The organism is Bowmanella yangjiangensis (genome assembly GCF_017255015.1).
In the GTDB taxonomy this organism is placed as follows: Bacteria; Pseudomonadota; Gammaproteobacteria; order Enterobacterales; family Alteromonadaceae; genus Bowmanella; species Bowmanella yangjiangensis.
This window is the reverse complement of record NZ_JAFKCS010000008.1, coordinates 170,870-195,880: the sequence shown is the minus strand read 5'-3', so window position 1 is coordinate 195,880 and position 25,011 is coordinate 170,870. Positions and strand designations below refer to the sequence as shown.

Here is a 25,011-nt window from a genome sequence, read left to right as displayed (position 1 = left end):
CCGCACGACGAAAAAACGACGCGAAACAGATTACCGGGCGGAAATTCACTTTCTCACATCCCGATATCATTTAAATACCGGGAAGAATTCTGCTGTTTACTTGACACGGCTGATTAATGGGTGACCCCTTGATCGGACCCCTTGATCGCAGCATGATGGCTTTAAGTTGATTCACGGCCGCCACACGTTGCTTGATGGTCAGTTCACGCATGCGCATCAGAGACTGAAGTTGTTGCTGATACCGTGACTTCACATTGGCCAAACGTAAATTGGGAAGGGAAGCTGCTTGCACAATGGCGAGGGCATCGTTGGCATCCGTTTTCTGATTTTGCCTGACAGCCCGAACCACATTGGCAGAGATAACCTTTGCGTGATGACCATGAGCGACGGCCCTTTGATACCAATAGTTAGCCGTCATACAGGCTTCAAACACAACAGTGCTTGAAGATGAGCTAGCCAGCCAGTTTTCAAACTGCCTGGCAGACAGTGCTTTGTTTTCTTTTACCTTTGAAGCACTTACAACGCAGATTTGAATAACATCTTTTGCCAAGTCGACGCCAACAGTAGTAACCTGCTTCATATCATTGCTCCTCAATAGTTCAACTCAGCAATAAGTGTATGAGAGCTGAAAATAAAGGGAGTCTAAGTATCTGTTAGGAGGTGTCCATGTTGAGTTGCACGGAAGAGAAAATAAGAGCAGCAGAAAGCTTTATTAAAAGCACAAAAATTCAACTTTCAATTAAGCCGGCAGATCAATCTCATCATGAAAAGTTTATTCGAGATGATTTTTTCCAAATTAATGCCACATGCTATTTTTTAAATGCGGTAGTGTTTGAACTCATTGTCAAAATATTCTGGGAAATAGATAACGGTAGAGAATGTCGCCACACTCATTTACTAGATAAGCTCTATCCAGAGTTGTCTGATGGGTCCAGAGCATTTTTGGAGAACCAATACATAACACTGAAAAATGAAGTTGAGTCGACATTGAAGAATGCAAAAGGTAAATCCGACCTGAACATAACTTATGCCGATCTTGAAAGCGCATTAGTTACTAATAAAGAGGTTGTAATGGATTACAAATATGAAATGAAGCCAAATTCAAGTAATTCAGTGTTTTATAACATCGTTACCTCTCAAGATTTTTACTATACGATACCCTACCAACTATGTGAAAAGTTCTTTTCGAAATCGTTGGAGAGGATCAAAATACTAAGCTCGAATACAATCGAGGATGCCTCCTAAAAAAAAATCCAAGCGACCCAAATCGCTGCGCGGCTTTTAGTGCTGGCGCTTCGCGCTAAGATAGCACTAAAATCCACGCATCAATTCGGTCGCCTGATTTGAGCGTTAGCTCCTTCTCTTTAAGCCGTAGCTAAACCAAAGGAATTGAAAATTGGAAAACCTATGGAATGCATCTCTTGCTACGCTCACATCATTCATTGAGTTCTGGGGTCAAAAAGAAGTTATCGGCCTCTGCATTGGTGTGGCTGGAAGCGCTATCTGGTACCGGGTCACTGGTGCCGTGGAACAGAAACAGAAAAATGCGCAGGTTGTCTCAATCACCCAAGCAGCAATCGATGAAACAGCTAGAGTTGCAACTCAAAATCTCGGAATCGTCGCAAATGAGCTGTCCAGGCTGAGCGAAGGAAAGCTAACACTAGAACCGCAAACAGACTTTCCACCAACATCAGCAGACCTGCTGCTTTTGGTTTCAGACTTCAAACCCAAGAAAAGCATTGAACTATGGAGCTCCCTTAAGAAAATTGAGGCGCTCAGCAGCCAAGTGGAGAGGCTTGCAACAGAAACAGTTCAATTGAGGCGTGCAATAAAGTTAGAGAACAAAACGGAAATATATTTATTTGAGCTAATCCCATATCTGCAGCAGCATGATGAAATGCATTCGAGAGTTCTCAGCCAAATAATCGCAGAGTGCCAAATAGCCCACACCCTACTTGAGAGTGTCAGGAGCTAACAAGACAAGGAAGTCGTGTAACTAAAAGCTTGCGGACTCAAATACAAAACGCGTAAACCAACAAAAAGGCTGCAACCAAGTTGCAGCTTTTTTAATTAAGTAAGTATGCCAATGACCAAAACACCATCACCAGCAAAACACCCCTTACTTACCAACTTCTTTGGGCATAGCCGGTGCCTGATCAAAGCGCACCGGTTTGTAGCTTTCCAGATCTTTTAGCACTTCGGCAATGGCACGCTGCAACTGTGGGTCTTCGCCGCGGTTAACGGCCACAGGATCCAGTTCCACATCAATATCCGGTGCTACCCCTTCGTTTTCTACCCGCCATTCATGTTCGGGGGTAAAGAAGCGGAAGTGCGGTACATTTAAGCGGCCGCCGTCGACAAAGTTACGGTTGGCCGACACGCCAATCAGGCCGCCCCAGGTGGTTTTGCCGATCAGTTTACCCAGCTCCATACGTTTAAAGCTGTAAGGCAGGAAGTCACCGCCGGAGCCGGCATCCTGGTCAATCAGCATCACTTTGGGGCCATATACGGCGGTGGCCGGGGTGCTTAGCACCATACTGCCTGAGCGGTATTTCCACCCGGCCAGATACTGGCGTGACAGCACATCGGTGATGTAGTTGGCGGCCTGACCGCCACCGTTGCTGCGCTCGTCAATCACCATGGCAGGTTTGTCGGCCTGGGCGTAGAACATGCGGTTAAAGTTGGTGTAACCGGCTCCGGCGGTGTTGGGCAGATACACGTAACCGGCTTTGCCATTGGTTTTCTCCCACACATACTGGCGGTTTTGTTCCACCCAGTGCCAGTGGCGCAGTTTGCGGTCGTCGTCGAGGGTTTCCACCACCACAGTTTTGGCATCTTGTTCCTTACCACTGCGGCTGACCAGCAGACGTACCTGGGTATTGGCCTTGCCGGTTAACAAACGATAGATATTGTCTTTGCCAGACAGCGGCTGGCCGTCAATGGCGTGCAGGGTGTCACCTTCCTGAATATCAATGCCGGGCACTGCCAGTGGCGCATGTAATTCAGGGTTCCAGCGCTCGCCGGTAAAGATACCGGCAATCTTGTACTGGCCTTTTTCAATGCTGAAATCCGCCCCCAGCATGCCGACTTTCACCGGCTTTTCTTTGTGGCCATCACCGCCGTATACCACGTTATGACCGACTTCCATTTGCGCGATCATCTCGCGGATCAGCCAGTTCAGGTCTTCACGACGTCCCACATCCTTAAGTAGCGGCAGGAACTGTTCATAAACTTTCTGCCAGTTCAGGCCATGCATATTGGCGTCGTAGAAGTAGTCGCGCTCATTACGCCAGGCTTCGGCAAAAATCTGTGCCCATTCCTGTCTTGGGTCAATAAGGGCCTGCACCCCGTCGGTTTTCAGTGGCGTGGCTTTAATGCTGTCGCCGACTTTGGCGGTGCTGAGCTTGTTGCCCTTGCCGGTTAGCAGCAGCACTTTACCGTCGGCGGAGGTGCTGATATCAAACACCTGCTTTTCTACATCCTGTACTTCGCGTTTTTCCAGATTAAAACGCTTAAGATCGGCGTCACGCTCGGGGTTGCCGCTGGCTTCCACGGCGGCACCGGCCTGGCTGTGTTCGACAAAATACAGATTATTGTCACTGCCTACCGCCAGCTTAGTGTAGAAACGTTTATCTACCGGCAAGGCCACCACACGCTGCGTTACGCCATCGAGGTCAGCCGCTTTGCTGGCTTTATCCTTGTCGTCTTTTTTATCCTTATTGTCCTTGGCGTCTTTATCCTTATCGCTGTCGTCAGATTTTGCCTCTTCATCGGCCAGTCTGGGCAGCAGTGGCGATTTACCCTGCTTATCCAAAACCACGGCATACAGACCGAAACGCTGCGGTTTTTCCTGGGTGCTCATATCCAGGAAGAAGGCCGTTGGGCCACTGTTGGTGGACGATGCAAAGTACAGGTACTGACCGTCAGGGCTGAAAGCGGGTAGCGCACTGTTGCTCATCCCGTCGGTGATTTTGTGGTGTTTACCTGTCTCAATCTCATACACATAAAGGTCGGCAAGATAATTGGTATTGCGCTTGGTATAGGCGAGCAGGCGACCGTCATTTGATACTGCGCTGTCAAAACCCAGCATGGCGATATCTTCCATCACCTCGGTTTTCTTGCCTGAGTCCAGCGCCATTAACCACAACTTTTGGCGGGAATCACTGAAGACCAGATGTTTGCCGTCACCGCTGATATGACGAAGATACACATCGGCAGGCTTGTCGGTAGCGGCGAAACGGCGCTTCTCCTGGCCAAACTGGTCGGCTACCACGATTTGGTACTGACCTTTCTCATCGGTGATATACACCAGCTCTTCACCGCTGGGTGACCACAGGCCGTCACGCTCGTTCTTACCGCTGCTGGTTGTAAGGTTTTTGCTGGCACCGTCTTCTACTGGTACGCTGAAAATCTCGCCCCTGGCGCTTATCAGTACCCGCTTGCCAGTAGCCGAAAGCACCGCGTTGGTCATCGACGGCATAGCGTCTTTCCACTCGGCGCGCCACTGCGGCAAGTCCACATTCAGGCTGATATCCAGCTTAGTGCTGCGGCCTTTTTTGCTGTCCAGCACATACAGCTCGCCGCCCTGTGCATAAACAACCTCATCGCCGTGGGCATCGGCGCTGGTGATGTCCCATTGGGTGTTGTCGGTAACCTGATTGAGTTTGCCTTTGTTGAAGGCGAACAACTGGCGGCTTTTATTGCGATCAGACAGGAAATACACCTTGTCACCGACCCACATGGGGTTAGTGTCACTGAAATTGCCGTGAGGGACTTCTTCGTAGCTATGGCGTTTGAGATCGTAAATCCACACCGGTGGGGTAGTGCCGCCGCGGTGGTTACGCCAGCCACTGCCGCCACGATGGGCCGGTTGATGGGGGTTATAGGCCAGGTAACGGCCATCGGCAGACAAATCCGCGTCGGCCACGGTGGCACGCATAATCTGCTCTGGCAGACCGCCTTCGATACTTACCTGATACAGCTGGCCGGTACGGCCATTGGCGGTTTCACGGTAGGAAGTGAACAGCACCGCTTTGCCGTCTTCGGACCAGCCGACCACCTCATCTCTACCCGCATGCCAGGTCAGGCGCTGTGGCTGACCACCCTGAGTGGGAATAATATACACGTCCTGATTGTTGTCATAAGCGCCGGTATAGGCCAGCCATTTTCCATCCGGGGAGAAATGCGGCTGATTCTCTTCTGCTGCATGGCTGGTCAGGCGGGTAACGTTCTGGCCTTTTTTATCGGTGCGGTAAATATCACCCGCGTACACAAAAGCAATATGACTATCGCTGATGGTGGGGGATTGCAGCATTTTGGTACCGGCCAGCGCGGGGGCCGCGGCCAGGGTAGAGAGCGAGCCCAGTAACAGGGCGAGGGTGGTCTTCTTCATCTTGTTATTTCCTTCAGGTGCCTGAATTTCAAACAGCGTTAGTGAGGCGCTGTTGCTTGAAATAAAGTTAGCTAGATCAGTCAGTTATTTTGGCTTGTCTGGCGAGAATTGAAACAGCTCACCGTCCCCTGTGCAACCCGCGTCATGTAACCGGGTATTTACATTTCTGTTTTCTGTGATTGTTTGCAGCGTTTCGAGCAGAATCTCACCTCGTCCCAATTCTTCTGCCATTTCTTGCGCCAACTAAAGGGGCGCTGGCACTGCATGCAGACCTTGGAGGGCAGGTTGGCTTTACTGACGGTTTTACCCTTTCTTTTCATTTAGCCAGGCCTCACATGCCGGGCCAGAATGCGGCTGGCTTCACGTTTTACCTCGCTGCGTTTTCGCCATGCCCATAGCAGTTCCCTGGCATGCCGGGCGCTTTGCTGGATATCTACCAGGGGCAAGGGATAATCCACTCCCAACTGCATCTGGTACATCTGTTGTTCCATGGGGGTGAGGTGCCAGGGCTGATGGATCAGGGCGGTTGGTAGATCATTGAGCTCGGGAACCCAGCGACGGATAAAGTGGCCTTGCGGATCCTGTTCTTCTGATTGTTTAACCGGGTTATAAATTCTGATGCTGTTGGTGCCGGTCACGCCGGCCTGCATTTGAAACTGTGGATAATGAATGCCGGGTTCAAAGTCGAGAAACAGCCGGGCCAGATGGGTTACACCGAGGCGCCAGTCGAGCATCAGATGATGGCAGAGAAAACTCACCAGCATCGCTCGCATACGAAAGTTGATGTAACCCGTGGCATGTAAGCAGCGCATACAGGCGTCAACCAGGGGGTAGCCAGTTTGCCCCTGTTGCCAGGCGGCCAGGCGTGTTTCGGTATCTGGGCCTTGCAGGTAAGGTAACGTGTTATAGCCGCGGTTAATATGCTCAAACTCCATGCGGCATTCGCTTTCAAACTTCTGAATAAAGTGGCAGTGCCAGTGCAAACGGGATGACAGGGCCGCAAGCGCATAGCGCCAGCCAGGGCGTTGCCAATGTTGGAGCAGATGCTGATAGCACTGGCGCAAACTGATGTTGCCCCATGCCAGGTAAGGGGAAAGGCGTGAGCAGCCTTCACGGCTGTGTTCGGGACTGGAGATGGCTTTCGCATAATTTTTGCCCCGCCCGGCAAAAAAACTGTTGAGCGTGTTAAACGCTGCCCTTTCTCCGCCGGTTTGAAAGTGCGGATCGGTTTTTCGCCAACTGTCTGGAGCGTTGAACCTGGGTAATAATTCGAGCCGCTCGCTATCTGCCGACAGCCAGGGAATCTCTTCAAGCCGCACCTCATTAAGCGGCGCGCGCATCACTTGTTGCCAGGCTTGATCCCAGTGCTCTCTGTGTGGCAGGCCCCGGATCACCGCGCCGTTCTGACACTCTTGCCAAGCTATGTGGTTGGCCCGGCACCACTTAGCAACGGCTTTGTCACGCACAAAGGTATTGCTCAGGCCGGTTTCCTGATAACTCCAGATCTGCCTGATACTGTAGAGCCGGGCCAACTGGTTGAAGCAATCCAGGGCCTCCCCCTCCAGTACCAACAGCGCTTGTGGCGGCAACCGTCGCGCCATATCGGCCAGTGACTGGTAAATAAAGCGCCAGTGACGAAGATCGTAATGGGGGTCGCGCACGAGCATAGGCTCAACTATGTAGACCAGTAACACCGGATGCTCAGCATGCATTGCCTGGCAGAGGGGGGCGTGATCAGACAAGCGCAAATCCCGTTTGAGCCAGACGATATTCAGGGGCGGCTTATTCGGCGCACTCATGCTTGGTTGCCTGCAGATACAGCCTCGGCACAGGTCTGCATTGGCCAGCCAACCGCATCCCTGGTTGCCAATGGCTGGCAAGTTGCCTCGCCTTGCCAGCGGCGGATGTAGCGTTCATCCGGATCATACAGGCGTGTTTGTTTCTCCAGATCAAAACGGCGACCACCTCTGGGATCTGCGCCTACCCCGGCGATGTACTGCCAGTTTCCCCAGTTAACTGCTACATCATAATCCAGCAGTTGTTGTTGAAAATACGCGGCGCCGTAACGCCAGTCTCCTTGCAATTCGTTTACCCAGCAACTGGCGGCAATCTGGCGGGCGCGATTGCTGATGTAACCGGTCTGGTTAAGTTGGTGCATGATGGCATTAACCAAAGGATAAGGCGTATTACCTGCACACCATATGGCAAAATAGTCTGCATGGAAGGTGGTCAGCGGCGCACGCCCGTGGATGCCGGAAAAACCAAACACCTTGTGTTGATGACGTTGCAAATACCAGTGAAAGTACTCCCGCCAAAGCAGCTCAAACTTAAGCCAGTAGGTGGATTGATTCGCCCCTTTTTGTTGTTCGTAATTCAATATCTGTTGCCAAACCTGGCGCACCGACAAACAGCCCCAGGCCAGCCAGGGGCTAAGCTTGCTTGAAGATGTCCAACTGTCCAGTTGGTCACGGGTTTGTTTGTATGTCAGAGGTGCATCCGTGCCGAAGTACGCTACCAGATGGGCAATACCGGCCTGACAGCCGCCCTGAAAGTCTTGGATGTGCTGTTTTGTGTCTCGTGAAAAAGCCGCTAAGGGGGAAGCTTTTGTCACTGGTGGTGGCATTGAAATCAGTGCTTGGCTGTTGGCAACGTCAGGAAAAAGAGGCTCGATTTTTTGCCTAAAAGGCGTGAAATGGGCTGGCAGCGCACTAAGCCTAAACGGCAGTTGCGTCTGTGAAAAAAGCGTATGTTGCCAGACCTGCTGATACGTAATGCCCAGGTCTGAAAGCTTGTTCGCCAGCGAATCTGCCAGGCGTTGCTCGTCGGTGCCGTAAGGAGCGCTTTGTACCACCAGGTCAATCTGGTGATGTTGGAGATAGTTGTCGATGCTGCTTATTAGTGGGCCGGACAGCACCTTGAGATGTTGTCCGAACAATTGCAGCTCATTGTCTAGCTGGTGCAAACTTTGTAGCAGAAATTGCTGTGAGTGTTGCCCCAACTGCTTACAGCCGTAATTATCAGCGCTCGCCTGTGCCGGATTATGTACATAGATACAATCCAGGCTATCCACTTGTTTACAGATAGCGAGCAGGGCCAGATTGTCCTGAACCCTAAGGTCACGGTTAAAAATAAAGAGTCCGCGTTTTCCTGCCACCATCGCTCCTCTGCGTTGCCAGAGCGATTTATACGAGAGGTGTGAGGAAAACGATCGATAGGGTAATTGGTTGATGGTGGTTTTTTCTGGTGCTTAAGCCTGAGTCGGGGCCACGATGATTTCCACACCGGCGTGATTTAGGGCGTCGGCAAGCTCGCCTTGCGGCATCTGGTCACAAACCAGCATATCAATATCCTGGAAATCCGCGGTGAGTATGGCGCCGGCCTTACTGAATTTGCTGGCGTCGGCTAACACGATATTTTTACGGGCATTACCCAGCAACGAGCGTTTAAAGTCGGCTTCCTGCAGGTTCAAATCCAAAAAACCCCGCTCGGCATCAAGTGCACTGATAGACATAAACAGCAAGTCAGGCACAAAGCGGCGAGCCTGGTTAATGGCTTCCTGATCCAGCGCGGCGCGGTAGTCGGTATTCATCTGACCGCCGACAAAAACACAGCGCCAGTCCTGGCGACCCAGCACTTCGTTGGTGATATCCAGAGAGTTGGTCACCACTTGCAAACCGCGGGCTTTTTTTAATGCCCTGGCCAACCAATAACTGGTGGAACCGCAGTCGATAAACACTGTCATGCCGTCCTGCACAAAGCCGGCGGCGCACAGGCCAATAGCCTGTTTTTGCGTTGCATTCATATTGATGCGTTTTTTGTAACTGGGCTCAAGCAGCACGTCTGGCAGGCGCACGCTGCCATGCAGCTTGATCACATTACCATCGCGCTCCAGATTACGAATATCCCGGCGGATAGTCTCCATGGTGACGTTCAGCCGGTTGGCTAGCTCACTGACCGAGCAGGACTGTTCCAGTCGTAAAATATTCATGACTTCGATTAAGCGCTCTGCCGTGGTCATAAGATCTCCCGCTGTGAATCTATGGCTAAACTCGTATATAGCACTATAAAAACCAACATAAAACAATGCAAAACAACGTAAAGCAATAAAAGTATCATGTTTTTGTCATCTTAGGTTGTTAAAACTTTGCCCCGAAGATTCACAACCACTTAAGGAACACAGATGCACATTAACCTCAAACGCTTCGCTTTATCTGCGCTTGCACTTGGTATCAGCCAGGCCGCTATCGCAGAGGAGAACGCAGAAACTGCTGATAACTCAAATATTGATGAAATTGTGGTACTGGGGCAAAAGCAAACTTTCGCAACGTCTCATGTTTCCGACACCATGATTGAACGCCAGGCTGCAGTAGCTTCGGTTAACGACGTATTGAATGAACTACCGGGCGTACTGGTTACCCAAGGCGACTACTTTGGTGCCTCTGACTGGCTGACGGCGATTTTCATGCGCGGCTTTAACACTGGCGGTGGCGCCAACCAAATTGGTACGACTATCGATGGTCTGCCCAATGGCGGTTCCAGCTACGGTGGTGGCAGTAAAGCCAACCGTTATATTGACGTGCTGGAATTGGAAACCGTAGAAGTGGGTCAGGGCACTGCCGATATCAGCTCACGCTCCAACGAAGCCCTGGGCGGTACACTTAACTTTATTACCCGTGACCCGCTGGATGAGCAGGCCATGCGCTTGGTTACCGCCTTTGGCGACCAGGATGCGCGTAAATATTACTTCCGCTACGACACCGGCGAAATTGCTGCTAATACCCATGCCTTTGTCAGTGCTTCATCGTCGTCGGTAAAAGACTGGATCAACAATGCCGCCGAGGTAACCCGTGACTATGGTATGGCCAAAATCACCTCCGAGATTGACGGCTATAAGCTGACCGGCTTTATCTCCTATAACGACGCCAACGAACACGAGTTTGAAACCATCTCTTTGGATGACTACAACAATAATCCGCGTAACGATGCTTTGCATATGACCTGGACGGATATTCCTGCGGTCAATGAATACTATCGGGACGGCTGGCGTGCCCTGCGTGAAAACACTTTTGCCTACGCTAAGGTAGAAAAAGATTTTGGTGACTGGGATTTCCAGACCTCGGTATACAAGCACCGTATGAAAGGTCGTGGTGACTGGGTGCCGCCTTATCTGGTTAATATTAAAGACGACGGCGCGGGCAACCCACAATCTGAGTTTGTTGGTGGCGAAACCCAATATGGCGGTTCGCAGATTGACCGTTTCTTCTTTGTAAACCCGGATGGCAGCGCCGCCGTGCCGAGTGACAGCTGTGTACCTACTGTTGGCTTTAATAAAAACAATGATCCGGCTTGCTATGCCGACAACGTATTACCTGTGATGTCTTACCGTCATACCCACTACACAAATGACCGAGTGGGGATTACTGCTGATGTGGCTTACCACTTTACCACCGGCAGCATAGAGCACAGCCTGCGCGGCGGGATCTGGTATGAAGATGGTGAATCGTCCAGTACCCGTGACTGGCACAAGATCAGCAACGTATTGGTTGGCCCGGCCTTTGATAAAAAGCCTTACTGGGTGCAGTACATCAGCGAATATCAGATTGACGAGACCATGTATTACCTGGAAGAAGTGGCGCATATGGGCGACTTTACCGCTCGTCTTGGCTTGAAGAAGTTTAAGGTCGACACCGACTATCATCAGCCTATCGGCAGCGATCAGCCGGTATCTCACTCTTCCAGCTCTGATCCTTTATTCTCCTTTGGGGTGAACTACATCACGCCGGTTGAAGGCCTGGAAGTGTTTGCCGGTTATTCCGAGAACTTCTCTGCCATCAGTAAAGACCGCGTTGGCGGCTCTAGTGCAGAAGAGCTGTCGCGTATTGAGCCGGAAACCGCAGAAAATATTGAAGTGGGAATGCGATACGAAGGACGTGACCTGCAATTCGCCGTGACTTACTACGATATTGCCTTTGAAAACCGTATTGTGTTTATCGAAGACGGTGCCGTGACAGGTATCGACTACCTTAGCCAGGTGGATGGGGTGTATTACAACCTGGGCGGTATCGACAGTAATGGTCTGGAAATGATGGCCTCGTACAATCTGGGCAATGGTTTCAGTCTGTCTGGTTCTTACACCTACAATAAAGCCACCTTTGTCGGCACGGGCTCCGCGGCGCTGGATGAAGAAGCCAAAGTTGTTGCCGGTAACCGTGTGCATGGTTCACCTAAAACCCAGTATGTGGTGGCGGCCGACTACATGGGGGAAGTGCTAAGCGCGGGTATGTCACTACGCTTTGTGGGTGACAGATACATTAACTACGATAATGCCCAGGTGGCACCGTCGTACACCGTATCGGATCTCTACGTGGGTGTGGATTTAGCCAATATCGCTCCCAACCTGAAAGGGCTGTCGGCACGTTTGAACGTCAACAACCTGTTTGATCAGGAGTTTATCAGCGGCGTATACAGTGGCTCGGTGTTCCCGTCAGCCCCGCGTACCGTCAGCTTATCCATCAGCGCCGATTTCTAATGCGGTGACTATGGCAGGGCCGTGGCTGATTACCGCTGCGGCCCGTTTTGTTTTTTTCGACCGGCTGAATAGCCTGTCGGGTTAACATAGGAGTTCGTTATGAGTGGTATCAGTCGGCGGCAGTTTTTGGCCGGCAGCGGGGTGGCGGGGCTGGCCATGGCTTACCCACAAATCGCCAGGGCCTTGAGTATTCCGGCGCGAGTAAAAAGCGGCACGATTGAGGATGTGCAGCATGTGGTGATCCTGATGCAGGAGAACCGTTCATTCGACCATTATTTTGGCACTATGCCAGGGGTGCGGGGCTTTTCTGATCCCTATCCGGCACCGGTTAAAGCTGTTGCCGGTTTGGCCGAACGTACGGTCTTTACCCAGTTGAATACCAGCCAGCCTGGCCCTGAATTGATTTCACCTTTCCCGTTAAATACCCGCCAGACCTTTGCCCATATGCGGATAGAAGGTACCCCACATTCCTGGACAGATGCGCAGTTAGCCTGGGATCACGGCAGAATGGACCAGTGGCCGGATGCCAAACACATGCATGCCATGGGCTATTTTGAGCGACAGGATATGCCTTTCCAGTTTGCTCTTGCCGATGCCTTTACCCTGTGTGATGCCTACCATTGTTCTATGCACGCAGGTACCAACCCCAATCGCTTATTTTTGTGGACTGGCTGCAATGATGGTCAGGGCCAATATGGCGGACCGGCAGTGGGCAACTCCCATGACAATCTGCCGGAAAATGACGGCCCCAAAGCGTCCTATACCTGGATGACCTACCCAGAGCGTTTGCAACAGGCGGGTATCGACTGGACTATTTATCAGGATATGGGCGACAACTTTACCGACAATCCGCTGGTGGGCTTTAAAGCCTACCGTGACGCCTACGCCAAGCGCGAAGGCGCTAACCCCGAGTTGCTAAAACGTGCGCTGACAACCCGCGCACTGGACAGGCTGAAGGCAGATGTACTGGCCGACCGATTGCCAGCGGTGTCTTATGTGATTGCCACCGCAGAAGGCTCCGAGCACCCCGGCCCGTCCAGTCCGGCGCAAGGCGCAGCCTATACCGCTGATATGCTGGATGCGCTAACTGCCAATCCGGACGTGTGGGCTAAAACCGTGTTGTTTATCATGTTTGATGAGAACGACGGCTTTTTTGACCATGTGCCGCCGCCAGCTCCCCCATCACCGGATGCCGATTCAGATGCCGGTTTTGCCGGTCATTCACAAATCTCGACCCAGGGGGAATACCATCAACACCCCGACAAACATAATGCCAAATTGGATAAGCCCGAACTAAGAGGCCGACCTTATGGCTTGGGGCCACGTGTGCCTGCTTATGTGGTGTCGCCCTGGAGCCGTGGTGGTTATGTGTGCTCTGAGGTGATGGACCACACCTCGGTGATCCGTTTCCTGGAAGCCCGCTTTGGTGTGATGGAACCTAATATCAGCCCCTGGCGACGCGCGGTTTGTGGGGATTTTCTCAGTGCTTTTGATTTTGCCAATCCCAACAAAACCAGCTTCCCGCATTTACCCGCGCCCTATCAGGATGCATTGCGCGCCGCTGAGTTTAAGGAGCGTACCGTACCGCCAATTCCGGCCGAGTTAACCGAGATTGCTCAGCTACCTGGCCATAAACCATACCGGCCTTGTCTGTACGAACTGAATGTCGACTGCAGCATAAAAGCCGACAAGCTTGTGGTGCAAATGCAAAACCTCAGTCAGCGGGCCGCGGTGCTGCAGGTTTACGACCGATTGAATCTTGGTGCCATCCCCAGGCGTTATACCTTGGCAGCCAAGGGAAGATTGCGGGCCGAATGGCCACTCATCGAGGGACGTTATGACTTGCAGCTAATGGGGCCGGAAGGTTTCCACCGTCGCTTTAAAGGTTTTAAGGACGAAAAAGTCAGTGTTACTCTGGAGCGCACCCGTCAGGGTTTGCAACTTCAGGGGCAGGGCCAGACGTTGCGTTATCGGCAGGGCCAGCAAGATGAGATGCAACCTCTGACTACGGGTAAGTCTGTGCTCTTGAATATGGATGCTAATCGCGCTTATGACTTGAGTATTGAGGACGCAGACGGGCAGTTTATGCGCCAATACGCAGGCCGTTTGCCCGGTTGATTCTTTGCTAATACAGGCCACTCAAGCGGGTGGCTTTCTGTTTGTTGCGGGGTTTTGCAATATTGGCTGACGGAGACTTAACACAAAAAATGCTCCGCGACGGATTTCACTTCTACAAGTGGACATCTACCAACCTCCACTCCATCTCCACAAGCCCACCAATTGTTATTTCTAAATGCTAGCTACGCCTTTATGAGGCAGCCAGATGGCTGCGATCCACAAAAAACAGACAAGTCTTAAGGCAAAATGCAGTTGAATTAGTAACCACCTTAATGTTAAATGATGTTAATAAATAACGATAATTATAAAAATATATAGTTATTTATTAACTTTAAGGTCGCAGGGAAGCCTTGGTACTTGTGACTCGGTGCAATGTTTTTGATGAGAAGATACATGCACTGCTCCTACATGGTTGTAAGAGGAAGTAAACCTGTTGGGGTGCTGCCACTTTCGTATTTTTTAAAATGACAGCGCTGTCATCCTGTTGTTAAGAGATGAGATAAGGTACTGGCATCGATAAATGAAGCTGGGGTTATGACAATAGCAAGCATTATAAGAAACACATTGAGGGTAAAACATGTCTAGTCAATTTCAGAGAAAACGCCTGGTGATAGCGATATCAGCAGCCATGTCCTGTTCGCTGTCGATGTCCGCCTATGCGCAGGAAACTGCTGTGCAAGAGCAGAATGTCGAAGAGTCGACGGAAGTCATTGAGGTTCGCGGCATTCGCCAAAGTCTGCAGACCGCTCAGAACATAAAGCGCTTTGCCGATACGGTAAAAGATGCCATCACTGCTTCTGATATCGGCGCGTTACCTGATAAGTCTGTTACTGAAGCTTTGCAGCGTGTTCCTGGTGTGACTATTGAGCGCTTTGCAGCGTCCGATGACCCTAAGCACTATGCAGACGAAGGAACCAGCGTTTTAGTGCGCGGTTTAGACCGTGTGCGCAGTGAAATCAATGGACGTGACAGTTTTAGCGCCAACCCTTATGGCGGTCTTAGCTACGAGGATTTCCCCGCTGAGCTGCTGGGTGCCGTGGAAGTGGTAAAGAACCAGACGGCGGATCTTATTTCTGGCGGCATTGCCGGTACGGTAAATTTGGTGACCCGAAAGCCGTTTGATTCTGATAACCGCCTGGTGGCCGTGAGTGCGCAAGCAAATTACGGTGATTATCGCGAAGAAACCACGCCGTCATTTAGTGCTTTGTTTTCCGATAACTGGGACACGGACTCCGGCAAATTTGGCTTGTTAGTTGCCGCCTCCAGTTCAGAGTACCGGACCCGTGGTGATGGCTTTGGTTTAGGCAACTATCACAGCCGAGGCCCCGTTGATGTTTTCTCCTACGATGAGTGGGGTACACCCAGTCCAGGTGTACATGCCGGACTTTATTCCAACCCTTGTATTCCTGGCGCATCAGATTGGCGTGCCTGCGGTGCAGGCTTTGAAGATACGGTTATCTATAGCGAAGAAGATCAGGCTGCTTATGTGCCTAAGTACGAAGGACGCGCTCTTGAAGGTCAGCCCGATGGCGTGACCTGGTATGCGCCAGCAAACTTTACCATGGCAAGCGCTGAAAACGACCGTAAGCGCCGCGGGTTTACCGCTTCACTGCAATGGCAAAGCGCCGATGAAAGAATTAAAGCCACCTTGGAACACATTGATTCCAAGGCATCGCTGGAATGGCGCGAGTATGTTATCGCTTCCGGTGACCGTGGTTTCTTGCCTTATGCGCCAGATGCCATTCAGTGGTTTGATGAAAGTGAGGATGGACGCCCTTTAACTGTTGATGCTGACGGTTATCTGACCTCTGGTGTTGGACGCCAGAATGAACCCGAGTTGCCTCTGCAGTTCCGCTCTCGCTACAACTACAACGAGAGTACGGTAAAAGACACCTCGTTTAACTTGGTGTTCAAAGCCACTGACCGTTTAACCGCCGTAGTTGATTATCAACATATTGATTCTGAACAGATTGTGCATAACAACTCGGTCACCTCCAGAATCAACGGTAATCAAACCAGAGATAACGCGCCATTTTTCCTGGACTTAAGGGGCTCCACACCCAGTATTGAATTCCTCAATGCCAATACCTCTACACCTCCTGATGTTGAAGTGAATACCAATCCTATTTTGCGACTGGCATCGGGTATGCAACAGGAAGAGCATAACGAGGCAAGTTCCGACAGTTATAAAGTGGACTTTGTATATAGTCTGGATGGGGCATTTACTGCCATCAAAGCCGGGCTTTATTATTCCGAGAAAGAGCTGATTGTCCGTGATACCAATTACGAGGGCTGGCAGGCGCTTGGCACGCCTTGGCAGGCGCTGGCTTCTTACAATGCGTCGCCGCAAGTCGTGCCTGAGTTGTATGACAGAATCAGCTTTGCTGACCACTACAATGGCAATACCTTTGTTGGTGCTAACAACAGTTTCTTGTTCCCTCGCATGGACCTTGCGAAGAATTACGAGCAAACCTTACGTGATGCCTGTGGAACCTGGAGTGCGCTGGGCAATGCCATGGACGGAAGCGGTGGTTGCGCCTTGCCTTATGAAGATTTAGCCGACCGCTCTTTCAGCCATTTTGCGCCTCGCCATATCAGCTCAAGCAAAACCGACCGTACCGAGTTCTATGTGCGCGCCGACTTTGATGTTGAGATGTCCGATATTCTGGTCAAAGGTAACCTTGGCTTACGCTATGTAAACTACCAGTTGGAATCTACCGGTGGGATTAATTTACCCTCCACGTCCAGACGAGGCACCGATGAAACCGGTTCCTTGTATCAGGTGATGCTTAGCAAATACCCGAGTATTTTCGATTTGGCCTCTGGTGAGTCTTTTGCCAGTACGATCAAGGGAACGGACTACACCACGGTATTGCCGAGCTTAAACCTGAGCTTTGGCTTAACAGACGATGTGGTGGTGAGATTTGGCGCCTCAGAAGGATTGTATTATCCCAGTCTGGTGGATGCAGCCAACAAGATGGTGGTGAGTCTTGATTATCAGGAAGTTTATCAAAACCCCAATGAATCTAAGGACGAAGAAACCAACCCCACGGTGGATCTGCAGAACATTGAGATTAGCGCCAATGCGCGTAATGCATTCTTAAAGCCGGAGAAGTCAGTTAACCTGGATTTGACCACCGAATGGTATTTTGCCCCGGCGGGCTCATTGACGGTTGGCGTGTTCCACAAAAAACTGTCGAATATTATTCGCAACAAGAGTTTCTCAACCGAGCTTGAAGTTGACGGTACGGTTTATCCGATTTCTGCCTATGGTCCGGATAACACAGGGTCAGGTACATTGCGCGGGTTTGAAGTGTCGTACTCCCAGTTTTACGACATGTTGCCGGGTATCTGGAGTGGTTTAGGTCTGCAGGTTAACTACACCTATATCGATCAGAACGGCCTGGAGGATCCGAATACGACTCCTACCCAAGCCATTCAGTTTAACGGTGCGGGTGTACCTATTACCGATAACCGCAACTCATTCCGTCAGTTCACCGGATTACCTCTGCAAGGCTATTCTGACCAGAACTTTAATATTGTCGGTATGTATGAGAAGGACGACATTTCCTTCCGTCTGGCGTATACCTGGCGTTCAGAATATCTGCTGACACTGCGTGAGTCGGAAGAGTTCGTGCCGGCTTATTCAAAAGCGCAAGGCATGATGGATGCCAGCCTGTTTTACACCATAAACGAAAACGTTAAGGTGGGATTGCAGGTGAATAATGTGCTGGGTGCCGACACCGAAACCCAATACCAGCAGAACCAAGCTGGCAGGCTGACCGATGCGTTCACCTTTACCAGTGACCGTCGTTATGCATTAACGGTTCGTGCAACCTTCTGATCCCGCTAAGGCGATTCGAGAATAACTGCGCAGTAGTAATACTGCGCAGTTTATTTAATGCTAAGGACTTGGAGTTGAATATTGGTGTGATAACAGCGGATGCTGATTAACCTGATTCGGTTTTTATAATGCAAAATGCCTTAACGTCCATCTGTGTTGTTGGTGGTGGTACTGCAGGTTGGATGGCTGCCACCTTACTTTCCAGTGCCTTAAGAGGCAGTGGCATACAAATATCTGTGGTGGAGTCTCCCGACATTGCCACCATTGGGGTGGGTGAGTCGACCGTGCCCTCCATTATGGATTTTATCCAGGCCTGCCAAATCAATCTCAAAGAGTTTATTCAGGCCACCTCAGCCAGTTTTAAATTAGGTATACGTTTTGATGACTGGTCATTGCCAGGTGAACAATTTTTTCACCCTTTTGGCAGAGTGGGCAAAGACATCAATGGCTTCGATTTTTATCAGGCCTGGCTTAAGTCGGTGGCAGATGGCTCTGACGCCCGCTGGCTGGATTATTCACCCGGGGCAATCATGGCCGAGCAACAGCGCTTTATGCTGCGTCCCTTACAGCCTCAAAACTGGGTGCAAGCCGGTTACGCGCATGCTTTGCATTTAGATGCGGCGCTGGTTGCAAGTTTCTTGCGTGAACTTTGTTTGCAGCGCGGAGTAAACCGTATTGAAGCGACGGTAAATCAGGTAGTTCTTGACCATAGGTCCTTTATCCAAGGCTTGGCGCTGGACAATGGCGGTGAGATTCACAGTGATTTTTATATCGATTGCACCGGCTTTAAAGGGCTGCTTATTGAGCAAAGCCTGCAAACAGGTTATCTGGATTGGTCAGACTATTTACCTTGCAACCGTGCGGTGACAGTACAAACAAAAAACGTTGCGCCTCCCGTTCCTTATACTGTGGCGACAGCCCGTGAGGCCGGTTGGACTTGGTCTATTCCGCTACAGCATCGAAGCGGCAATGGTTATGTGTTTGCCAGTCGGTTTTGTTCTGATGACAAAGCCATGGATACTTTATTAAGCAGCGTCCAGGGCCGACTATTGAATGAACCCAGAGTAATCCCCTTTGTAACCGGCAAACGCAAGAAAATCTGGCATAACAACTGCCTTGCCCTGGGCCTTGCTGGCGGATTTTTAGAGCCGCTCGAATCAACCGCCATTCACTTGGTGTATAAAACCCTGGTGCACTTTATCAAGCACTTCCCGGACCGGGATTTTGATGGGGACAATGAGCGTAGTTTTAATCAAAAAATCGACCAGGATTATGAAGAGATCCGTGATTTCATTATCCTCCATTACTGCACATCAGGGCGCAAAGACAGTGAGTTTTGGCGCTGGTGTCAGAATATGCCGGTGCCGGACAGTGTGAGAGAGAAAATCCGCGTCTTCAAAAAACGCGGGCAGCTTGAACATACTCCCGGGCAGTTTTTTACCAGCGATAGTTGGTATGCCATTTTAGAAGGGATGAAGCAGCGGCCACACAAGTATCACCCGCTGCTGGATGCCTTTAATTCCGATGCGCTGACCCGAACCCTAAATGAAAATCGCCAACAGATCCGCCACGAAGTGCAAAACATGCCGAGCCACCATGATTATCTTCAGGCCCATTGCCCGGCTTTATGAATAGCGGAATGGCAAGTGGTGGTGGTTGGCTGCTGACAGGAGGCGACTAGCGCCCATGACAGAATACAAAAAGATTGCGGAATATTCGGCGCTGACCGCCGGGCAGTTTTTTGCGCAGATTGTGCCCGAACAAAAGCCAGTGGTCATTCGTGGCTTTGCGGCACGTTGGCCGCTTGTGGCGTCGGCTGGCAAGGGGCCTGATGCGTTTACCGCCTACCTGCTTAGCTTTTACCAAGGCAAGAAGGCCAGAATGGTGGTGGCCCCGCCGGCAGCCAATAAGCGCTTTTATTACAATGACGAGATGACAGACGTTAATTACTTAAGTGGTGAGGAACGTTTTGATCTGTTTCTTGGGCGCTTGCTAGAGCTAATGGACAGAGAGGTCTACCCGGCGATCTCCATGCAGAATGCCCAGATTAACGACCTTTTGCCGGGCTTGATTGAGCAAAACTACAGCGAGTTTTTCCCTCAGCTGGCCCCTCGTTTATGGGTTGGCAATGAGGGCATTGTCAGCACCCATTATGATGGCTCCGATAATCTTGCCTGCGTAGTGGCCGGGCGGCGGCGCTTTATACTGTTTCCGCCCGCGCAAACCGGCCATTTATATCCCGGTCCGCTCAATTTTACCCCGGCCGGTGCCCCCACCAGTTTGGTGGATATTCAAAATCCCGACTTTGAACGCTTTCCCCTGTTTAAACAGGCCCAGGCTGAAGCCGTTAGCGCCGAGCTTGAAGCGGGCGATGCCATCTTTATTCCTATGCTGTGGTGGCATCATGTGGAATCGCTGGACAAGGTCAATGCACTGATGAACTACTGGTGGAATGGCTCATCGGCGCCTGATGCTGTGTCGCCTAGTGCCATAGACAGTCTGAATCTGGCTTTGCTGGCCATGCGGGATCTTTCGCCCAAACAGCGTGAAGCCTGGCGCCATATGTTCGACCATTACTTATTTAAACAGGGCGTAGATCCCGTCTCTTACATCCCGTCACACCAGCATCATATTTTGGGCAAACTCACCTCTGAATATGTGCGGGCCGTCAAAGATTACTTTATTAAAAAATTACAAAAATAAGGCACAGGTAAAGTGTGATGTTAAATAGCAAACCCAGAAAGATACTGATTGTCGGCGGCGGCACGGCGGGTTGGATGGCGGCGAATCTGTTGGCCGCTAAATGGCAGGATGTTGATATCTGCCTGGTTGAGTCGAAAGACATAGGTATTATCGGGGTAGGAGAGGGGAGTACACCGCATCTTAAGTTATTTTTTGATGCGATTAATGTCAGTGACCAGCAGTGGATGCCGCAGTGTAATGCCACCTATAAAAACGGCATCACCTTTGATAAATGGTCAAGCATTGCTGGCTTTGAGTCTTACTTTCATCCCTTTGCTGCGCAGATAGACGATGTGTTCACTCTGCCGCTGTTTTTTAAGCATATCCAGGCCAGAATGCAGGGCTATGCTGTTGATGCACATCCCGATAAGTATTTTCTGGAGACCTACCTGACAAGACAGCATTTAGGCCCTTTGCCAGCCGAGTCTTTTCCTTTTGGTATGGCATACGGCTATCACTTTGACTCCGCCCTGTTGGGGCAGTTTCTCGCCGATCAGGCGCAGCGTAGCGGCGTGACAAGAATTGAGGGGCATGTCACTGATGTGGAGCTTAATCAACAAGGCCATATCAGCGCTGTTAAGCTCAGTGATGGTATGTCATTAGCCGCAGACTTCTTTATTGACTGTTCAGGGTTTAACGCATTGCTCCTGCAACAAGGCTTGGGCGTTAACTTTACCAGTTACAAACAGAACTTATTTAATGATGCGGCCGTGGTGATGCCAAGCGCTATCGCTGAACGACTGCCGGTTGAAACCCGCTCCACTGCCCTTACCAATGGCTGGGCCTGGAAGATCCCGCTGAGCAATCGCTTTGGTAACGGCTATGTATACAGCCGCGATTATATTGATGCCGACCAAGCGGAAACGGAGCTAAGGCAGCATTTGGGATTATTGGACGCCGATGTGGAAGCCAGGCACCTGCGCATGAAAGTGGGCCGTGTTGAGAAGCACTGGCATAAAAACTGTTTGGCGGTGGGTTTATCCCAGGGCTTTATTGAGCCGCTGGAAGCTACGGCCATTGCGCTTTCTTTTAACACTATTGCGCAGTTTATGCAGTATTTTCAGCAAGGTCATTTCAGCAACCAGTTTGAGGATGAATTCAACAAAGACATTAATGCCAGATTTGATGGCATCAGGGATTATATTGTCTGCCACTATAAAGCCAATCAACGTCAGGATAGCGACTATTGGCGGGATAACGCCTCGAACACCCATCTCTCCGATAACTTAAACAACATTCTGCACTTGTGGCAGCACAGCCATGACTTTGTAGGAGATATGTACAAACATAATTTGATGGGCAGTTATCAGCCCAAATCATGGGCATGTATGCTGGCCGGTTACGGGGTGTTTCCGCCACTAAGGCCCGACAAGTCTGTCGATAAAGCAATAATTCGTCGGGAGATGGACGCCCTAAATGACTTTATCCGTCGCTGCGGATTGAATTTTCAAGATCATCACGCCTTGTTGGCCAAGTTAGCTGATTAGGTGATCAGGTGCAGGGGCATATCCAAATAGTCTTTCTGCACCGTCACTTTGCGAATAGGCCTGCACTGTTCATTCTGATCTGAAAGCTAGGTTATTTTGTCGCTGATGACTTTGTATCTGACCAGACTTGCCTTACTCTGAGCATTGCAACAAGGTTGGTCCTGAAATCGCAGGCCAGCCAAAAATAAAACCCGTGCTCGCCATTGAGGAACAACATGATAATTACAAAAACGCGTGGCTTGGTACTGGCGGTCTTTGCTGGTTTGGCATTGCAGGGCTGTTCGGTAACGGCCAAGCAGGACACACCGACCGCATCGCCTCTGACCCTTGAGCAAATTTACCAGGACAAAGCCTTTAAAGAGCAACGCAGTACCTATTTTACCTGGCTCGAAGATGGCACGGGTTATACCGTGCTGGAAGAACGCGAAGCAGAGAAAACCACAAAGCCGGAGAATGCCGAAGCCGATGCGGCGATTGATGAAGAAGAGCACGGTGTAAAAGGCAATGACATTGTGTTTTACAACCCGGATGGCAGTGGTCGTAAGGTGTTGGTGGCGTTTGAAAAGCTGATACCCCAAGGTGCAGAAGAGCCCTTGAGCATTGAAAGCTATCAGTGGTCTGAGGATGGCCAGTGGCTGATGGTATTTACCAACGGTGAGCGGGTATGGCGTTCGCGTAGTCGCGGTGATTTTTGGTTGTTGAACCTTAACACCAATGCACTCTATCAGCTCGGGGGCGAACAGCCACCCGAGAAAAAGCTGATGTTTGCTAAGTTCTCTCCCGACAGCAGCAAAGTGGCTTATGTACGAGACAACAATATCTACATGGAGCAGGTGGGCAATAAAGCCGTTACCGCACTTACCACCGATGGCAATGACACCCTGGTAAACGGTAACTTTGACTGGGTGTATGAGGAAGAGTTTTCTATCCGTGACGGTTTTCGCTGGAGCCCGGACAATCGCGCTATTGCATACTGGCAGTTGGATACCAGCGAGGTGAAGTACTTCACCATGCTGAACAACACCGAGGCCTCGTATCCTACTTTGACTCGCTTTCCTTACCCCAAAGCTGGAGAAACCAATTCAGCGGTGAAAGTTGGGGTGGTCAGTATCGAGGATGGTAAAACCCGCTGGGCAGAGCTTGGGGGGGACAACAGAGATCGCTATATTCCGCGTATCAGTTGGGCAGGAAACGGCAACACTTTGTTGATTCAGGATGTGAACCGCCCGCAAAGCCAGAACAAGGTTTGGCTGTTTGACTGGCGGCAGAATCAATTAAACAAGATTCTGGAAGACAAAGACGAAGCCTTTCTGGAATGGTTCTATGAAGCCAAATGGTCCAAAGACGGCTCGTTCTTTATCTGGCATAGCGAGCGGGATGGCTGGCGCCATCTGTATCGGGTCTCTCGGGATGGAAAACAGATTATCGACCTGACTCCCTGTCAGTTTGATATTGTCGATATGCTGGCTCTGAATGAAGCGCAAAATGTGCTGTACTTCACCGCTTCACCGGATAATCCCTCACAGCGTTACTTGTATCGCACCAAGCTGGATGGTTCCAGCAAACCGCAACGCGTTACCCCTGCCGAGTTTGAAGGCAGCAACAGTTACTATATGTCTGATGATGCGTCATGGGCCATGCATTCCTATTCCAAATTTGGTCAGCCGCCGGTTAAGCAGATTATCAAGGTGGCCGAGCATGCTCCTGTGATTACCCTGGTAGATAATCAGGAGCTAAATGCCAAACTGGCAGAGCAAAGCTTGCCCCGCCATGAATTTTTCAAAGTGAATGCCCGCGATGGTTTGGAACTGGACGGCTACATTCTGTTCCCGGCCAATATGGATCCCAGCAAAAAGTACCCTATTGTGTTTTATGTCTATGGTGAACCCTGGGGATCCACAGTGCAGGACCGTTGGGGTGGCAGTGGTTACTTGTATCAATCGCTGCTGACGCAGCGCGGCTTTATTGTCGCCTCGGTAGACAACCGCGGCACCCGCGCACCTAAAGGGCGTGACTGGCGTAAGTCGATTTACAAGAAGATTGGCTCAGTGACAGTACGTGACCAGGTAGACGCCCTGGATGCCATGGCCAAGCGTTGGTCGGTAATTGATAGCAACAGAGTTGGCGTTTGGGGGCATTCTGGGGGCGGTAGCTCTACCCTGAATCTGTTGTTCCGCCATGGCGACAAGTTCCATGTGGGCATTGCCTCAGCACCCGTGCCGGATATTCGTCTGTATGACACTATCTACCAGGAACGTTATTCAGGTAATCCCAATACCGATCCTGACAGTTATGACAATACCTCGCCTATTACCTTTGCCAAGGATTTGAGCGGCAAGTTGTTGCTGATTCATGGCACAGGTGACGACAATGTGCATTATCAGGGCTCGGAAAAACTGATTAATGAATTGGTGAAACACAATAAACAGTTTGAGTTTTTCGCCTATCCAAACCGTACCCACCATATTGGTGCGGATAAGGCCACGGCCCTGCATTACTACAGCATGATGGCGGCCTTTCTGGAAAAGCACTTACTGATTAAATAAGGTGCTGGCGGGTATGTCGTTAACTAGACGGCATACCCGCATACTTAGTCAATATCAGGACGCGAGCACGCCAACATAGATACCATTTTCAAGTAACAGATCTTTTTCAGAGTCGAACAACAAGTGTTGCTTGTCTCTTACTTTGTCAAACAGCTTGGTAATACGCTGATCTTCACTTCGATACTGGTTTAAGTATAAAAGCCTGGCGCACAGCTCCGATTAATGAATGGTATTATTTTTTTAAGTTAGCGGTGCTAAATTGCTAAGCAAAACGTAATCAAGGGAAAGGAATAACAAGATTACGAAAACGTCATTTGACGGTCAGATGTTTTTTTATAAATTCTTGATTCCCT

General features: G+C 50.5%; 15 protein-coding genes. 9 read left to right on the top strand and 6 right to left on the bottom strand.

Annotated elements, in window-relative coordinates; translation table 11 throughout:
- Positions 1 to 70: 70 nt before the first annotated feature.
- On the bottom strand, positions 71 to 550 hold the full coding sequence (locus tag J0A65_RS10640; protein ID WP_206594155.1) for an IS110 family transposase: 480 nt from the start codon (positions 548 to 550) through the stop codon (positions 71 to 73).
- 116 nt (positions 551 to 666) lie between these two features.
- Between J0A65_RS10640 and J0A65_RS10635 the strand changes: the two genes are divergently transcribed.
- On the top strand, positions 667 to 1,245 hold the full coding sequence (locus tag J0A65_RS10635) for a hypothetical protein (RefSeq protein ID WP_206594154.1): 579 nt from the start codon (positions 667 to 669) through the stop codon (positions 1,243 to 1,245).
- Positions 1,246 to 1,396: 151 nt separating this feature from the next.
- Positions 1,397 to 1,975: a hypothetical protein gene (locus J0A65_RS10630; RefSeq protein ID WP_206594153.1), complete on the top strand. Its 579-nt coding sequence runs from the start codon at positions 1,397 to 1,399 to the stop codon at positions 1,973 to 1,975.
- Between the two features lie 144 nt (positions 1,976 to 2,119).
- Here J0A65_RS10630 and J0A65_RS10625 read toward each other — a convergent pair whose 3' ends face one another.
- The 5 genes from J0A65_RS10625 to J0A65_RS10605 all read right to left on the bottom strand — a co-directional run bounded on the left by J0A65_RS10625 (position 2,120) and on the right by J0A65_RS10605 (position 9,410).
- A complete protein-coding gene (locus J0A65_RS10625; RefSeq protein WP_206594152.1) occupies positions 2,120 to 5,392 on the bottom strand; it encodes a S41 family peptidase in 3,273 nt (1,090 codons plus the stop codon).
- Between the two features lie 158 nt (positions 5,393 to 5,550).
- Positions 5,551 to 5,712, bottom strand: a complete 162-nt coding sequence (locus tag J0A65_RS10620) for a DUF2256 domain-containing protein (RefSeq protein ID WP_206594151.1) — start codon at positions 5,710 to 5,712, stop codon at positions 5,551 to 5,553.
- On the bottom strand, positions 5,713 to 7,191 hold the full coding sequence (locus tag J0A65_RS10615; RefSeq protein ID WP_206594150.1) for an FAD-binding domain-containing protein: 1,479 nt from the start codon (positions 7,189 to 7,191) through the stop codon (positions 5,713 to 5,715). It abuts the gene before it with no gap.
- Complete coding sequence (locus J0A65_RS10610) at positions 7,188 to 8,546, bottom strand: DASH family cryptochrome (protein ID WP_332874328.1); 1,359 nt, start codon at positions 8,544 to 8,546, stop codon at positions 7,188 to 7,190. Before J0A65_RS10610 ends, J0A65_RS10615 begins: the two co-directional genes overlap by 4 nt.
- A 93-nt stretch (positions 8,547 to 8,639) precedes the next feature.
- A complete protein-coding gene (locus J0A65_RS10605; RefSeq protein ID WP_206594148.1) occupies positions 8,640 to 9,410 on the bottom strand; it encodes a DeoR/GlpR family DNA-binding transcription regulator in 771 nt (256 codons plus the stop codon).
- Positions 9,411 to 9,572: 162 nt separating this feature from the next.
- Between J0A65_RS10605 and J0A65_RS10600 the strand changes: the two genes are divergently transcribed.
- From J0A65_RS10600 to J0A65_RS10570, 7 genes are all read left to right on the top strand, one after another.
- Entirely contained in the window at positions 9,573 to 11,921 is a 2,349-nt protein-coding gene (locus J0A65_RS10600; protein WP_232849874.1) for a TonB-dependent receptor, read from the top strand.
- A gap of 99 nt (positions 11,922 to 12,020) precedes the next feature.
- The gene (locus J0A65_RS10595) at positions 12,021 to 14,039 is read left to right on the top strand and encodes a phosphocholine-specific phospholipase C (protein WP_206594147.1); all 2,019 of its coding nucleotides are present in this window, start codon (positions 12,021 to 12,023) and stop codon (positions 14,037 to 14,039) included.
- Between the two features lie 577 nt (positions 14,040 to 14,616).
- Positions 14,617 to 17,883: a TonB-dependent receptor gene (locus J0A65_RS10590; protein ID WP_206594146.1), complete on the top strand. Its 3,267-nt coding sequence runs from the start codon at positions 14,617 to 14,619 to the stop codon at positions 17,881 to 17,883.
- A 128-nt stretch (positions 17,884 to 18,011) separates the two neighbouring features.
- A complete protein-coding gene (locus tag J0A65_RS10585) occupies positions 18,012 to 19,514 on the top strand; it encodes a tryptophan halogenase family protein (protein ID WP_206594145.1) in 1,503 nt (500 codons plus the stop codon).
- 55 nt (positions 19,515 to 19,569) lie between these two features.
- Positions 19,570 to 20,586, top strand: coding sequence for a cupin-like domain-containing protein (locus J0A65_RS10580; protein WP_206594144.1), 1,017 nt, complete (start codon positions 19,570 to 19,572; stop codon positions 20,584 to 20,586).
- Between the two features lie 17 nt (positions 20,587 to 20,603).
- Positions 20,604 to 22,112 carry a tryptophan halogenase family protein gene (locus J0A65_RS10575; RefSeq protein ID WP_206594143.1) on the top strand — a complete coding sequence of 503 codons (1,509 nt, stop codon included), beginning with the start codon at positions 20,604 to 20,606 and terminating at the stop codon, positions 22,110 to 22,112.
- Positions 22,113 to 22,327: 215 nt separating this feature from the next.
- Positions 22,328 to 24,658, top strand: a complete 2,331-nt coding sequence (locus J0A65_RS10570; protein WP_206594142.1) for a S9 family peptidase — start codon at positions 22,328 to 22,330, stop codon at positions 24,656 to 24,658.
- Positions 24,659 to 25,011: the final 353 nt, after the last annotated feature.